The sequence below is a fragment of the Lentibacillus sediminis genome (assembly GCF_002763455.1).
Classification (GTDB): domain Bacteria; phylum Bacillota; class Bacilli; order Bacillales; family Amphibacillaceae; genus Lentibacillus_D; species Lentibacillus_D sediminis_A.
Genome location: NZ_NIXK01000001.1, coordinates 692,137 through 706,092 on the forward strand (window position 1 = coordinate 692,137; position 13,956 = coordinate 706,092).

A 13,956-nucleotide genomic window follows, 5' to 3' on the forward strand; every position below is an offset into this window, starting at 1 on the left:
GGCGGGTCTCTCTTTTGATTGTGGTGGATGGTTCGTGCCGGGGGTGGGAACTTCCGCCCGAGAGCGGAGACTTCCGGTCGAGAGGGAAGACTTCCGGCCGAGAACAGAAACTTCAGGCCGAGAGCGAAAACTTCCGGTCGAGAACGGAAACTTCCCGTCGAAAGTGAAAACTTCCGGCCGAGAGAAAAAAACATCACCCAATCAAAACAAGACATCAACCCGAATAAGGAGGAAACCAAATTGAAAAAAATAATCAATAACCCAGACAATACCGTACAGGAGATGGTACAGGGAATCGCCGCAGCTTACCCTGAGCATGTAAAGCAACTGCCTGATACGACAGTAATTACTAGATCCGACGCACCAGTGCAAAATAAAGTAGGAATCGTGAGCGGCGGCGGAAGCGGACACGAGCCGGCGCATGCAGGCTATGTTGGAAAAGGAATGCTTGATGCAGCCGTGGCCGGAGAAGTTTTCACATCGCCCGCACCTGACCAAATCCTGGAAGCAATCAAGGTTGCAGATGGCGGAGCAGGCGTACTTTTGGTCATCAAAAATTATTCAGGGGATGTATTGAATTTTGAAATGGCCGCAGAACTAGCCGAAGCAGAGGGCATCCAGACAGCACAAGTCATCGTCAATGATGATGTGTCTGTCGAAAACGTGCCAGCCAGAAGAGGCATCGCCGGCACCATTTTCGTTCATAAGATTGCCGGTGCAATGGCGGACACGGGAGCGACCCTTGAGGAGGTGCAAACCGCAGCAAAAGAGGTAGTGGAAAATGTCCGCTCTCTTGGTATGGCGCTGACTCCGTGTATTGTTCCGGCTTCCGGCAAACCGAGCTTCGAACTTGGGGAAAACGAAATGGAAATAGGCATTGGAATCCATGGTGAGCCTGGAATTGAACGCAAAGAACTCGCTTCAGCAGATGAGATCGCTCAGGAGCTCATGGAGAAAGTCCTAGCCGATGCTGATTTTCCAAGCGGCAGCTCACTCGCGGTAATGATCAATGGGCTCGGTTCCACACCGGAAATGGAGCTACACCTCGTCAACCGTCGCGTGCAGCAGCTCCTGCGGGAAAAAGAACTCCAGGTTTATAAAACTTTTGTCGGGGAATATATGACTTCCCTGGAAATGGCAGGCTGCTCTGTTACCTTACTGAAACTCAATGATGAACGGAAAAAACTATTGGATGCCCCATCGGAAGCACCGGCATTTCGCCAATAGGAAAGGAGATTAATCATGGAATTAAACGCAGCAGCAATCAAGCAATGGATGCATCATACCAATGAAACCATTCAAGAGAATAAAGAATATCTCACCGACCTTGACCAAAAAATCGGGGACGGCGACCATGGCATCAACATGGCACGCGGATTTCAGGCGGTCGCGGATAAGCTGAACGAACAGGATTATGACACGGTTTCGGATGTGCTTAAAGATACGGCAATGACGCTGATGTCCAAGGTGGGAGGCGCTTCAGGTCCATTATTCGGCACGGCGTTTCTGAGATTTTCCACCGCAGTTAAAGGGCAGGAAACGATCAACGCTACAGATTTCGCAAAAGGCATCCGGGAAGCGGCACAGGGAATCATGGACCGCGGCAAAGTCCAGCCGGAGGAAAAAACATTGGTGGATGTCTGGCTTCCAACCGCACAATACCTGGAAGATGCTTCGGAATTTGATGCAGAAGCGATGAAACAAACCGCAAAAGAAGCAATGGAGAAAACGAAGGATATGGTAGCTGCCAAAGGCCGGGCCGCTTATTTTAAAGAAAAATCAGCCGGGCATATTGATCCGGGAGCTGCCTCCTCCTATTACCTGTTTGCTGCACTTGCGGAAATTTTGGGAGAGGAGGGGTAAAATGTCCTATGTTGGTATTGTGCTGATTTCTCATAGTGCGAAAATCGCTGAGGGACTGCAGGAGCTGATTCAGCAGGTGATGACCGATGTGCCGGTGGAGACAGCCGGCGGAACAGACGATAACGAAATTGGTACGAGCATCGAGAAAATCCAGCAGGCAATGGAGCGAGCCGACAAAGGGAAAGGCGTCCTGCTTTTCTACGACATTGGCAGTGCTAAGATGAATGCAGAGATGGCGATGGAAATGGCAGAATCAACAGAGATTAAACTGATGGAAGCCCCTCTTGTTGAAGCGGCTTATGTTGCTGCTGTGGAATCCGGCATGGGGAAAAGCCTGCAGGAAGTAGCCGATGCTGTGGAAAAGGCATTTTAATAAGGTATTTTTATGGAGACCAGTGCTGCCCTTTGGATGAGTGGCACTGGTTTTTCTATTAAAAAATCGATTGATTAGAAGGAAATCGGCCATGAGTGTAGAATGTATGTAAGAGAACCGATTAGAACAGGGAGGATCTGCTCCCTCAAAAGGAGTGAGAACATGATAAAATTGAACGATATTCAAACAGCACGCGAGCAAATTGCCGATGTCATAAACAAAACCCCCATCCTCAGTTCTGCCACGCTTTCCTCTATCTGTGGCAATCAGATGCTTTTCAAGGGAGAGCATTTCCAGAAAACCGGCTCCTTCAAAATCCGCGGAGCAACCAACAAGGTAAAGCATGCCGTACAGGAAGGGGCGACGTTTATCACGGCCGCGTCCTCGGGGAATCATGGACAGGCTGTTTCTTATATAGCGAACAAACTCAGGACGCCCGCGACCATTGTTGTGCCGGAAGATGCCAACCGAAGCAAGCTGGGCGCGATTCATGCCTATAATGGAGAAATAGAAAAATGCGGCACGACTTCTGCCGAGCGGCTGCCGCGGGCGGAAGAGCTGGCCAGGGAAAATAATGGGATGGTGATTCCACCATATGATGATCCGTATATTATCGCCGGACAGGGCACCGTAGGATTGGAGATCCTCGACCAGGTGCATGATGTCGATTTGGTGGTTGTCCCGGTTGGCGGCGGCGGACTGATTTCCGGCATTTTGACCGCCATAAAAGAAATCAACCCTTCCGTGAAAGTGATCGGAGTCGAGCCGGAGAGCGCCAATGATACGTATTTGTCGCTGGAAAAGGGAAAGATCACTTCGATTCCAGGAACTCGGACCATGGCTGACGGGCTGCGCACAAGCCAACCGGGAGATGTGACTTTTCCTATTGTCCAGAAATACGTGGATGATCTGGTGCTCGTCAGTGAGGACGAAATCCTCCAGGCGCAGGTGTTTGTGCTGGAACGAATGAAACAGCTGATAGAACCGTCCAGCGCAGTAACGGTAGCCGCTGCGATGTTTGATAAATTGGGGGCGAGGGATAAGCGCATCGTCTGCGTGCTCTCAGGCGGCAATGTGGATGTCGGGAATCTCGGGGAAGTTTTGTCTATGTTTGGGGAGTAGGGGTGAATTGTCTGGGGGCCCCCTCAGCAATCCGACTTCAATCGAGCGACTGGCCCCCGATTTTGAGCAGGTGCAACCAGTTCGAGCGATTGGACTGGTAAATCGCGCTCCGTCCAAAGTCGAGCGAGCCGCACCCAAAGTCGAGCGAGCAACACCCGAAGTCGAGCGAGCCACACCTCAATCGCGTGGCGCCATCACCAAATCGCGCATCCACACCGCTAAATTGCGCACTCCGCATACCAAATCGCGCGACTCACATCTGACTAATCCCGCACTGACCTTAAAGCTTATACCCATTCCGACTCTTAAACCGCTTCAAAATCACCGAGCTTTCCACCCGCGTAATCCCTTCCACAGCATAAAGCTCATTATTAATAAACACTTCCAGCATTTGAAAGTCCTCGACCAGCACATGCATATGCAGGGTGCTTGGCCCGGTCATCTGGTAGATGCTTGCGACATTCGGATTGTCGGCCAGATTTTGGGCGACTTCCTGCAGCTGTTTGGGCTCCACATCTACTTCAAAGAACGCGGAAACTTTTTTACCGGCCTTTTCCGAATTGATCACAACGGAAAACTTTTCAATAATGCCTTTTTCTTTCAGGCTCTGGATGCGGTCCTTCACCGCGACACGTGACAAACCGACTTTTTCAGCTAGTTCCACATACGATATTCGCCCATCGTCGGAGAGAACTTCCAGTAATTTTTTATCAATCTCATCATATTTCATTGGTTTAACTCCTACTCTCATTTCCGTCTAGTATAACACAAATTGAAAGCTTATATAAGGAAATCCATGTAAAATGTAAGTAAATATAAAAATAAGCTTTAAAAATGATTGACAAATCGCGGTTTATCTCTTACCATATTATATAATTCGAAAAATTATCTCTCAAGTAAGGAGCGTTTTTCATGAAGGCTTTTGCTAACCCGGCATACCCGTATGCCGTTACCAGAAACGCCGCCTATGCGAAAAATGGCATGGTGGCAACCTCTCAGCCGCTGGCATCCCAGGCTGGTATGGAAATTTTGAAAAAAGGCGGCAATGCGATTGATGCCGCTATTGCAACAGCGGCGTGTCTAACCGTGGTGGAGCCGACGTCGAATGGGATTGGCAGTGACGCATTTGCGCTCGTTTGGACAAAAGGAAAGCTGCACGGACTGAATGGAAGCGGCCGCTCGCCGAAGTCCATTTCGATTGATAAAGTCCGTGAGCAAGGGAATGAAGAGATCCCGACACATGGATGGACACCAGTGACCGTGCCGGGAACACCAGCTGCCTGGGCGGAACTGTCCCGGAAATTTGGCCGGCTGCCGCTCACCGAAGTATTGGAGCCTGCCATCACTTATGCTTCAGAAGGGTTTCCGCTCACCCCAACATTAGCTAAATTTTGGAAAAAGGCATATGCTAACTTCAAGGAAAATTTGACCGATGATGTGTTCAAGCCCTGGTTCGAGACATTTGCACCAAACGGCCGGGCGCCAAAGATCGGTGAAATCTGGTCCTCTCCGGGTCATGCAAAAACACTTAAAGAGATTGCTGAGACCAATGCGGAATCGTTTTACCGAGGAGAGCTGGCAGAAAAAATTGCTGCCTTTTCCAAGGAGAACGGCGGATTTTTAACCGCAGAAGATCTTGCAGAACACCAGGCGGAGTGGGTGGAGCCGATCAAGGCAAACTACCGCGGCTATGATGTCTGGGAAATCCCGCCAAACGGGCAGGGGATTGTTGCGCTGCAGGCGTTGAACATTTTGAAAGGCTTTGATTTTCCGGAAAAAGAATCAGTAGAAACATACCATAAACAGATTGATGCGATTAAATTGGCGTTTGCTGATGCCGCCATGCATGTGACAGAAGATAAACATATGCGCTATACGGCAGAGCAAATTTTGAGTGAAGCCTATGCCGAACAGCGACGTTCGCTGATTGGCGAGGAAGCGCTGGTCCCCGAAGCGGGCGAGCCAACTTCCGGGGGTACCGTTTATTTGGCGGCAGCCGACGGGGAAGGCAATATGGTGTCGTTTATCCAGAGCAATTACATGGGCTTTGGCTCCGGGGTTGTCGTGCCGGGAACGGGAATAGCTCTGCAAAACCGCGGGCATAATTTTTCCATGGATCCGGATCATGTCAATGCACTTGCCGGCGGAAAGCGCACCTATCATACGATCATTCCCGGTTTTATGACAAAAGGCGAGACTCCGGTCGGACCGTTTGGCGTGATGGGCGGATTTATGCAGCCACAGGGCCATGTGCAGGTAGTGATGAACACGGTGGACTTTGGGCTTAATCCGCAGGCCGCACTGGATGCGCCGCGCTGGCAATGGATGAAGGATAAAATCGTGGAAGTGGAAAACCGCTTTCCGCATCATCTCGCCCAGGAACTAGCCGATAAGGGGCATCAGATTAAAATTCAGCTGGAGCCGAACAGCTTTGGCCGCGGCCAGATTATTTGGCGCGACCCCGAGACGGGCGTGCTGATCGGCGGGACGGAATCCCGCACGGACGGGACCGTAGCTGCCTGGTAATTAATTCATAAAGGATTCGTGATGTATGCAGACACAATGGAATATTTTTATTGCGTTTTTTCGCGTCGGAATGCTTGGTTTCGGCGGCGGGCCGGCCTCGATCCCGCTGATTGAAAAAGAAGTTGTCGGTAAATACAAATGGATGAATGGTGAAGAATTGGGTGATCTGATCGCACTTAGCAATGCTTTGCCCGGACCGATTGCCACGAAATTGGCGGGTTATATCGGTTACCGGGTTTCCGGCTGGGTCGGACTGATTAATGCGGTGCTGGCTACAATTGTGCCAACGATCATTTTAATGATTCTGCTGCTCACCTCCATTTCCTCCATCAGTGAATTTGATTGGGTGCAGGGGATGACAGCCGCGGTTGTTCCCGTCGTCGCGATGATGCTGGCAGTGTTGACTTGGCAATTTATCCGGAAAGCGGGCAAAGGATTGGGATGGACACGGGCAGTTGTGCTGGGTGCCGTCATTTTCTTATTTCTCCAGCTGCTGAATGTGCATCCGGGCATCATTATCGGTGTATTGCTGGCGGCCGCACTGCTCATCCGCGATAAAGAGAGGACACCTGTCAAAGAAAGAGAAAGGCACCAGTCATGATATACTGGCAGATTTTCCTCGCTTTCTTCATTCCGGGAATTTTGGGATACGGCGGCGGTCCCGCATCGATTCCGCTGGTTGAGAATGAAGTGGTTAAACGCTATGAATGGATGACAGTACAGGAATTCAGTGAGGTGTTGGCACTGGGAAATTCCCTCCCTGGACCAATCGCCACGAAATTGGCTGGCTACATTGGCTATGAAGTCGGCGGCGTACTCGGCTCGGTGATCGGAATTTTCGCCACAGTGGCCCCGTCCCTGATTCTCATGATCGTATTATTGGGCTTTTTATTAAGATACAAAGATTCGCCGAAAGTGAAACGGCTGACGTTGTTTGTTCAGCCGGTGATTGCCATCCTGCTCGGCCTGATGGCATGGCGCTTTTTCGCTAATTCCCATGCCAGTGTCGGCTTCTGGCACACCGCAATTATTGCCGGAGTCAGCTTCTGGCTGATCGAGCGGCGTAAATTGCATCCCGCGTTTGTGATTTTGGGGGCGTTTGTTTATGGTGGATTGCTGTTGTAGGGGAACATGAGAGAAAAGCTCTCACGTGCAAAACTAGCTGGATGACCGCACGAAATGCATGAGAGAAGGACTCTCTCCATAAAAATGGGCTAAAAGAAGGATACTACAGCAATCTCTTAAATTGGTACAAATTATATTTAAAAAGCTAAGCTCAAGGGCTTAGCTTTTATTTATAGAAGGTCGTGTCTCGCCGAATCAGTTGAAATCCCAGCTATTCCACCAACCCCAACTCCTTCAGCCCCTCATAAATCCCATCCTTTTCCACCGTCGTCGTCTTGCGTTTAGCATAAGCAAATAAATCAGGATGCGCGTTTTCCATCGCAAACCCTTCTCCGACAGCCTGCAGCATTTCCTTGTCGTTCATGCCGTCGCCAAAAGCGATTGCCTGCTTTTTGGGTATGTCAAGCCGCTCGAGCACTTTTTTGACCGCTTCCCCTTTGTTGACACTTTTACGGATAATATCAAACGACTGCTCGACCCCGTCCACATTAACCGCGGAAAGATGGAGGTCGTCTCCCTGCTGTTCATAAAGCGGTGCGTCAGAAGCGGGAATGTTGAGGATCGTGGCACTGATCACTTCATCGATGACATCCTCGGTGAACAGCGCATTCTTCTTCAGCTGGAAAATTTCATTGAAACGCTGGACAAACGGATGCTCCAGGGAGGTGAAATAATTTTTCTCCTTTGTGTATAGTACCATTTCATGCCCGTGTTCTCTGGCAACATCGAGAAATTTGCGGACCAGTGCTGTGGTCATCGGTTCTTCCACAATGGTTTCCTGCTGGTAGGTGGCATAGGAGCCGTTATAACCGATAAACGATTCGACATGGAGTGATTCGGCGAGGTCATCCACTTCATGCAGCGGGCGGCCTGTTGCTATAAAAACCTCCACCCCTTTGCCGTTCAGCTGGGCAATCGCCTGAGCCGTGGATTCGGCATAGGTATGGTCCGGTTTTAAAATGGTTCCGTCAATATCAAGAAAAACTGCTTTGTAGTTCATGGGATTCTCCTTTTCAACAGATGATCTAACCTATTTTAGCACAATAGAATGGAAAAGAAGAAGCAGCCCGCAAATCCTGCGAGCTGCCACTATATTTACAATGTTTGATCATCCACCGAATCAAGATACGCCTCCACCGAACGCACCACGTCATCCATGGTCTGTTCCTCAAAAGGTGACTTGAGATTCGCTGCCGCTACGAGGTTCAGGAAGGATTTTGTACCGCCGAGCTTACAAAGGTTTAAATAATCCTCCCATGCTTCTGCACGGTTTTCCCGCGAACGTTGCCAGAATTGAAACGCACAGAACTGGGCCAGGGTGTAATCAATGTAATAAAACGGAACTTCGTAAATGTGCCCTTGGCGCTGCCAGAAGCCACCTGCCTCTAAATAGGACATCCCGTCATAATCGCGGTGCGGCAGATATGTTTCCTCCAGCTTCCGCCATGCATCTTTGCGTTCAGCCGGTGTCCATTCCGGATGTTCGTACACAAGATGCTGGAATTCATCCACCGCAGCACCGTACGGCAGAAACTGCAGTCCGCCGGCAAGATGAGCATACTTGTATTTTTCCGTATCTTCCTGGAAGAACTTTTCCATCCAAGGCCAGGTGAAAAATTCCATGCTCATCGAGTGGATCTCCGCAGCATCAGAGGTTGGGATCAAGTATTCCGGGACCTCAATATGGCGGCTGGAATAAAACTGAAATGCGTGGCCGGCTTCATGGGTCAGCACATCAATGTCATCGGAGGTACCGTTAAAATTGGAAAAGATGAACGGCGACTGGTAATTCTCGATGAATGTACAATAACCGCCCGCCTCTTTGCCTTTTTTCGCCTCAAGATCCATCAGTTTGCGGTCCAGCATGAAGTGAAAGAATTCATCCGTTTCCGCTGACAGTTCTTCATACATCGTTTTGCCGTTTTCAATAATCCACTCCGGATTCCCTTTTGGCACAGGATTCCCTGTCTGGAATGCAAAGTTCTCATCATAAAATTTAACCGCATCCAGCCCGATGCGTGCAGCCTGCTTTTCATATAATTTGCTGACAAGCGGTACGACTTTTTCGCGGATTTGTTTGCGGAAAGAAGCAACCATTTCGGCATTATAGTCAAACCGCTGCATCCGTAAATACCCCAGTTCGATAAAATTCCGGAAGCCCAGTTTCGTGGCGATCTCATGCCGGACTTTTATCAGCTTGTCGTAAATCTCGTCCAATTCGGAAGCATTTTCTTCAAAAAAGTGAGTGCTTGCTGTGACGGCTTCCTTGCGTGTCTTTCTTTCCGGATCCTGAGTGAACGGCGACAGCTGGGCAAGAGTATAGGTTTTCCCTTGAAATTCCATTTCCGCCGATGCAATCAGCTTGTTATAGCGGGTAGCAAGCCGGTTTTCCTCCTGCAAGAGCCCAATCACTTCCGGTGAAAAGGAACGAATGCTGAAGTCGGCGATATTAAATAACTGCTCACCCAGGTTTTCCTCAAGGTCTTTCCGGTATGGCGACTCGATTAGTGCCTGATAATAGATGGTATCCAACTCCTGCATCTCCGGCTCTGCGTTGTCCATGAATTCTTCTTCTTTCTGGTAGAACGCATCTTTCGTGTTGATCGAGGCGCGGATGTAGACGATATTTTCCATCGTAGAGAAATGATTGCTTAAGGCATTGATTTCCCGGGTGGTCGCCATCGCTTCCTCTGCTGAATCGGCTTGTTTGAACTGCTCGACCAGTTCTTTGAATGCCGCTTTTGTTTCATCGAGATTCGGGCGTTCGTAGGTGTAATCTTCAAATGTTTGCATAGTGCTTCCCCCTTCCCTGTTTTATTCGACATGGGAGGTGAGGAACCCTTTTTTTTATAGAAAAATGAGAGGTGGGGCAAACTTTGCCTGATGGTGCCATCGTTTTATTGACTTTCTCCGCATTCGATTTTATACTGAAGAAAGCGATATATTTCATTTGAGGTGAAGACATGATACATAGCGTAATCACGATTGGAGTTATTTTGACAGCGGTAATTGCTGTACTCAGCTTATTTTTAGCGAAGGCCATGTCCAAGGATTCGCGTATTGGCTATTATCCGAGCCTGTATGTAGGATTTGTCGGTATCTTATTGATCTTGACCGGGTCGATCGTCGGGAAAGTGGATATTATGGGAGCTGGTCTTGGCGGATGGGGCATCGCCTGCATGTTCGCAGCAGCTGTCGGCATGATTATCACGTCGATTTTTGATGCGTATGCCAATTCTGAAGCGTAAAAAAGAGCGAAATTGATCGCTCTTTTTTTATGTAATAAATGAATCAGATATAGGTATCTCTAAAGCTTTGGTGTGAAATTAATCCCGCCTTGTTCCCTTGAACAAGGCGGGCAATAGATTAACTTTTTTCTTCGTTCTCATCAACAACTCTAAACGGCCGCATCATATCATAATCCTCATGCTCGAGGATGTGGCAATGCCAGACATAATCTCCTGTGTATGGAGCAAAATGAGCAATAACACGTGTTATCTGAGCGGAAGGGGCTGTAATGGTGTCCTTCCATCCCCGCTCATTCAAATTGGGTGCTGTCGTGGGGCCAGTAAATATAATACTTCCGTCCTTATTATATTGATCCAGATCAAATGGCTGGCGGTCCAGCACCTGGAATTGCACCAGATGAATGTGGATCGGGTGGGCAAAACCGGTTATATTAGTGAAAGACCAGATTTCCGTTGTTCCTAAACGGGGTTTCTCGGAAACAGGGTCTACCCATTTTTTGTTATCCAGTAAAAGTAATGGACGCCCATATTCGTCTTCAGATCCTGCCAGTTTTAAATTCCGTATTGCATGAATATTGTTCTGCTTTAGAGAAGGTATATGGGACAAATTTTTCGGAAGGGTGCTGCTGTCCTTTTCTGAAGCGTCTGCACTTACCCTGAATTGCATAATCTCATCTGTTTCGTCATCCGGATCCGCATCTGGTCCGAGGTCATTCTTCAGAATCAGATTCTCCCCCGGATGCCCCTGGAAGTCAATGATGACATCCGCCCTTTCTGCCGGTTCCAGTGACAGCTGATTTAATTTTACAGTCTTCCTCAACAATCCACCGTCTGATCCAATCTGGTAAAATGGCTCCTTTGACTCAAGGGATAGCTGATACCCTCTGGTGTTTGATGCATTCAAAATCCGAAAACGGTATTTGCGCGGCTCCACTTCGAAATAGGGCCACACCTTTCCGTTTACAAGAATGGTATCTCCGTTAAAAGCTGGAACAATGGAAGGATGAGGCAGATTATCCCCTGCGTCATCCGGTCCCTGCGGATAAAAAAGGGAACCGTCTTCGTTGAAAGATCTGTCCTGGATCATAAGCGGGACCTCATACTTCCCCTCTGGCAGGTTTCGTCTTTTCTCCTGTTCGTTTCGAATAATATACATACCGGAAAGCCCGGAGTATACATTTAATCTTGTAATCCCCATGGCATGATCATGGTACCAAAGCGTTGCAGGCCGCTGCCTATTGGGGTATTCATATATTTCTTTTTTGAAGACCGGTCCCGTCTCTTTAAAATTCCTGGTGTACCATGCTTCCGGATAGCCATCACTTTCTGGTTTTGTTTCGCTCCCATGTAAATGAACAACTGTCCGTACTTCCGGAAGATGTGCTAAATGATGGAACGATTTATCAACGGGAAGAATATGCTTTTCCGGCAAATGATTCATCCATTTCACCTGTATTTGTTCACCCTGGTTGACATCAAAAGTCGGACCTGGAAATTGGCGGTTATATCCCCACACTCTGGTCGGCCTCAAGTCCCGGTGCAGTTTTTGCCTGAATTCCTCCATCGACACTTCATAATACGATCCATGTATGTCTCTTTCCAATGGTTGCAACGTATTCATTATCGGCAGCTGATCAACAAACTTGTTGAGTTTCATGACATTCATCCTCTGTAATTGAGTTATCATACAATATATGTGGCAGATACCCAAATGGAAAGGGCACTTTAACCAGATTTTTCTACATTCCAATCATCCATGTTTTCTTGTATTGATAATCAAGAACAGAGTAAAATATCTCCAGAACATATTAGTTTTCATATAAAAAACCAGCGGCTGCACAAAGCAATGCCGCTGGTTTTACTCATTTCAAAAAAGTCTGCCCGTCTCGCTGCTCAATCTTTCCTTCCTTCATCAGCCGGCCGAGTGCGCGTTTGAATGCTGCCTTGCTGATCTGAAAGGTGCCGCGGATATCTTCCGGATCGCTCTTGTCATTAAACGGCATTTGTCCGCCGCTTTCCTGCAGGTGCTCCAAGATAGCATCCGCATCCTCGCCCAGACTCTCGTGTTTACGCGGCCTCAAAGATACATTAAGGGTGCCATCTTCCTTCACATCGATGACTCTTCCTGAGACATATTCGCCGAGACGCGGTTCTCTTTTGCGTTCGGTATGGTGGATGAATCCTCGGTACTGATCGTCCGTCAGAATGGCGGCACCTTCCTGGCTCGTGTGATACACCGTTCCGCTGACCGGCTGGTTATGCAGGGATTCAGGTGCAAGTTCCATTTCACGGGCAATTCGTCCTTCTGTTGCCGGAATGGCTAAGAGGCGGCCTTTCCTGTCTGTCCCGAGTGCCACAAACAGCTTATCCTGGATTTGCGGCCACGCAGATTCAAACAGCGGCAGGTCATCAGCAGACACGAGCACTTCTTTGGTCGTGCCGATATCGACGAACGCACCCAACCCTTGGATCACCTCCACCACATTTGCCCAGCTGAATTCATCCCTGGAGATGCTTGGAAGCTGGGTGCTTGCTGTCAGTTTTCCTTTTTTATCGGTATAAAGAAAAACGTCCACGGCATCTCCTTCCTCCAGCGCATTTTCTGTTTCATTGTGGTGCAACAGGGACTGTGTTCCGTCTTTTTCTAATACATATCCTGTTTCAATGGTTCGCAGTACGGTCATGGTCTGTATCGTTCCAACTTGCAATTCGCTCATTTTTTCCCTTCTTTCGAGACTATGTAATGGATTGGAAAAGGGGCACCCTAGATTTAAGGTACCCCTCCTGTTTCAAAGTAACACATAAGTTCAATTTTTTATGTCCCGATTATCTCGGAAGAATTTTTTGTTTACAAAACCGCGGTAAACTTCCACTGAATAATTTAGTCACATTATGGTTTGTGACGATTACTTAAGCAACGTAAGCCCTAACCTGCTCTTACGTCCTTGCGACCCCTTAGTCGCGCCAGTGTGAATAAGCATTTCTCATCATTTGCAGAATGCCAGCATCACTTAGCTGTTACTTATGTTGCAACTTTATAATGATAGCAGGAAAAGATTCCTGTGTCAAGTTCGATTCGATATATTCGCTGACTTCCTTCGTCGGTTGGGGAAAACCTGCTGCCTGTGCTATGATAAAAGCTTAGAAAGACGAAAGGAGTGGCGATAAATTGAGTGAACAATTAAAATTACGAGCTTTTGAAAAAGAAGATCTGGAGTTTATGCATAAGCTGTACAATATTCCGGAAGTGATGCGTTTTTGGTTTGCAGAACCGTATCAAACTATGGCCAAAATAAAGGATTCATTTGAGAAAAACCTGGAAAAGGAGAATTTGCGGTTATTCATTTTGGAAAAAAACAATGAGCGGCTCGGACTGGTGGGCTTGGTCCGGATCGACAATCTGCACAGGAAAGCAGAGTTCGCGATTATGATCGACCCGGACCATCAGGGGCATGGTTATGCTGACAAAGCAACACAGCTCGCGGTAGATTATGCGTTTTCCCACTTAAATTTGCACAAGCTGTTTCTGGTCGTGGATAAACAAAATGAAAAAGCGATATATATTTATCAAAAAGTTGGCTTTCAGCGGGAAGCGGAATTAAAAGAGGAATATTTCGTGGATGGTGCATATCGGGATGTCGTTTATATGTGCATATTTGCTCGGGACTACTGGGCAACTCGACGATAAGATGGGGTTTT

At 48.1% G+C, this 13,956-nt stretch carries 14 protein-coding genes; 9 read left to right on the plus strand and 5 right to left on the minus strand.

The genetic code is table 11. The features are described from left to right. Positions 1–240: 240 nt before the first annotated feature. The 4 genes from dhaK (at position 241) to CEG13_RS03235 (ending at position 3,358) form a co-directional block, all read left to right on the plus strand. Complete coding sequence (dhaK, locus tag CEG13_RS03220) at positions 241–1,227, plus strand: dihydroxyacetone kinase subunit DhaK (protein WP_100010562.1); 987 nt, start codon at positions 241–243, stop codon at positions 1,225–1,227. 15 nt (positions 1,228–1,242) lie between these two features. After that, positions 1,243–1,863 carry a dihydroxyacetone kinase subunit DhaL gene (dhaL, locus tag CEG13_RS03225; protein ID WP_100010313.1) on the plus strand — a complete coding sequence of 207 codons (621 nt, stop codon included), beginning with the start codon at positions 1,243–1,245 and terminating at the stop codon, positions 1,861–1,863. Position 1,864: 1 nt separating this feature from the next. After that, entirely contained in the window at positions 1,865–2,236 is a 372-nt protein-coding gene (gene dhaM, locus CEG13_RS03230) for a dihydroxyacetone kinase phosphoryl donor subunit DhaM (RefSeq protein WP_100010314.1), read from the plus strand. Positions 2,237–2,398: 162 nt separating this feature from the next. Continuing rightward, the gene (locus CEG13_RS03235) at positions 2,399–3,358 is read left to right on the plus strand and encodes a threonine ammonia-lyase (protein WP_100010315.1); all 960 of its coding nucleotides are present in this window, start codon (positions 2,399–2,401) and stop codon (positions 3,356–3,358) included. A gap of 280 nt (positions 3,359–3,638) precedes the next feature. On the opposite strand, the gene CEG13_RS03240 is transcribed toward CEG13_RS03235, so the two are convergent. Continuing rightward, positions 3,639–4,088 carry an Lrp/AsnC family transcriptional regulator gene (locus tag CEG13_RS03240; protein WP_100010316.1) on the minus strand — a complete coding sequence of 150 codons (450 nt, stop codon included), beginning with the start codon at positions 4,086–4,088 and terminating at the stop codon, positions 3,639–3,641. A 182-nt stretch (positions 4,089–4,270) separates the two neighbouring features. Here CEG13_RS03240 and ggt point away from each other — a divergent pair, with 182 nt between their 5' ends. From ggt to CEG13_RS03255, 3 genes are read left to right on the plus strand one after another with little or no spacing between them, the layout of a single operon-like run. Continuing rightward, complete coding sequence (gene ggt, locus CEG13_RS03245; protein ID WP_100010317.1) at positions 4,271–5,884, plus strand: gamma-glutamyltransferase; 1,614 nt, start codon at positions 4,271–4,273, stop codon at positions 5,882–5,884. A gap of 25 nt (positions 5,885–5,909) precedes the next feature. Then, entirely contained in the window at positions 5,910–6,485 is a 576-nt protein-coding gene (locus tag CEG13_RS03250) for a chromate transporter (RefSeq protein ID WP_100010318.1), read from the plus strand. After that, a complete protein-coding gene (locus CEG13_RS03255) occupies positions 6,482–7,009 on the plus strand; it encodes a chromate transporter (RefSeq protein ID WP_100010319.1) in 528 nt (175 codons plus the stop codon). The genes CEG13_RS03250 and CEG13_RS03255 overlap by 4 nt, the downstream gene beginning before the upstream one ends. 211 nt (positions 7,010–7,220) lie before the next feature. On the opposite strand, the gene CEG13_RS03260 is transcribed toward CEG13_RS03255, so the two are convergent. Continuing rightward, positions 7,221–8,009, minus strand: a complete 789-nt coding sequence (locus CEG13_RS03260; RefSeq protein WP_100010320.1) for a Cof-type HAD-IIB family hydrolase — start codon at positions 8,007–8,009, stop codon at positions 7,221–7,223. A 95-nt stretch (positions 8,010–8,104) separates the two neighbouring features. Then, positions 8,105–9,802, minus strand: coding sequence for a M3 family oligoendopeptidase (locus tag CEG13_RS03265; RefSeq protein WP_100010321.1), 1,698 nt, complete (start codon positions 9,800–9,802; stop codon positions 8,105–8,107). Between the two features lie 170 nt (positions 9,803–9,972). Here CEG13_RS03265 and CEG13_RS03270 point away from each other — a divergent pair, with 170 nt between their 5' ends. Further along, positions 9,973–10,257: a hypothetical protein gene (locus CEG13_RS03270; RefSeq protein ID WP_100010322.1), complete on the plus strand. Its 285-nt coding sequence runs from the start codon at positions 9,973–9,975 to the stop codon at positions 10,255–10,257. Between the two features lie 118 nt (positions 10,258–10,375). On the opposite strand, the gene CEG13_RS03275 is transcribed toward CEG13_RS03270, so the two are convergent. Next, positions 10,376–11,914: a multicopper oxidase family protein gene (locus CEG13_RS03275; RefSeq protein WP_100010323.1), complete on the minus strand. Its 1,539-nt coding sequence runs from the start codon at positions 11,912–11,914 to the stop codon at positions 10,376–10,378. 205 nt (positions 11,915–12,119) lie between these two features. Then, positions 12,120–12,974: a CvfB family protein gene (locus CEG13_RS03280; RefSeq protein ID WP_100010324.1), complete on the minus strand. Its 855-nt coding sequence runs from the start codon at positions 12,972–12,974 to the stop codon at positions 12,120–12,122. Positions 12,975–13,426: 452 nt separating this feature from the next. Here CEG13_RS03280 and CEG13_RS03285 point away from each other — a divergent pair, with 452 nt between their 5' ends. Beyond that, positions 13,427–13,945: a GNAT family N-acetyltransferase gene (locus CEG13_RS03285; protein ID WP_100010325.1), complete on the plus strand. Its 519-nt coding sequence runs from the start codon at positions 13,427–13,429 to the stop codon at positions 13,943–13,945. Positions 13,946–13,956: the final 11 nt, after the last annotated feature.

Bases quoted from the DNA above. Each gene is read 5' to 3' on its own strand.
- CEG13_RS03275 (WP_100010323.1), bottom strand. From the start codon at position 11,914: ATGAAACTCAACAAGTTTGTTGATCAGCTGCCGATAATGAATACGTTG.
- CEG13_RS03265 (WP_100010321.1), bottom strand. From the start codon at position 9,802: ATGCAAACATTTGAAGATTACACCTACGAACGCCCGAATCTCGATGAA.
- CEG13_RS03260 (WP_100010320.1), bottom strand. From the start codon at position 8,009: ATGAACTACAAAGCAGTTTTTCTTGATATTGACGGAACCATTTTAAAA.
- ggt (WP_100010317.1), top strand. From the start codon at position 4,271: ATGAAGGCTTTTGCTAACCCGGCATACCCGTATGCCGTTACCAGAAAC.
- dhaM (WP_100010314.1), top strand. From the start codon at position 1,865: ATGTCCTATGTTGGTATTGTGCTGATTTCTCATAGTGCGAAAATCGCT.
- dhaL (WP_100010313.1), top strand. From the start codon at position 1,243: ATGGAATTAAACGCAGCAGCAATCAAGCAATGGATGCATCATACCAAT.
- CEG13_RS03235 (WP_100010315.1), top strand. From the start codon at position 2,399: ATGATAAAATTGAACGATATTCAAACAGCACGCGAGCAAATTGCCGAT.
- CEG13_RS03250 (WP_100010318.1), top strand. From the start codon at position 5,910: ATGCAGACACAATGGAATATTTTTATTGCGTTTTTTCGCGTCGGAATG.
- CEG13_RS03280 (WP_100010324.1), bottom strand. From the start codon at position 12,974: ATGAGCGAATTGCAAGTTGGAACGATACAGACCATGACCGTACTGCGA.
- CEG13_RS03270 (WP_100010322.1), top strand. From the start codon at position 9,973: ATGATACATAGCGTAATCACGATTGGAGTTATTTTGACAGCGGTAATT.
- CEG13_RS03255 (WP_100010319.1), top strand. From the start codon at position 6,482: ATGATATACTGGCAGATTTTCCTCGCTTTCTTCATTCCGGGAATTTTG.
- CEG13_RS03240 (WP_100010316.1), bottom strand. From the start codon at position 4,088: ATGAAATATGATGAGATTGATAAAAAATTACTGGAAGTTCTCTCCGAC.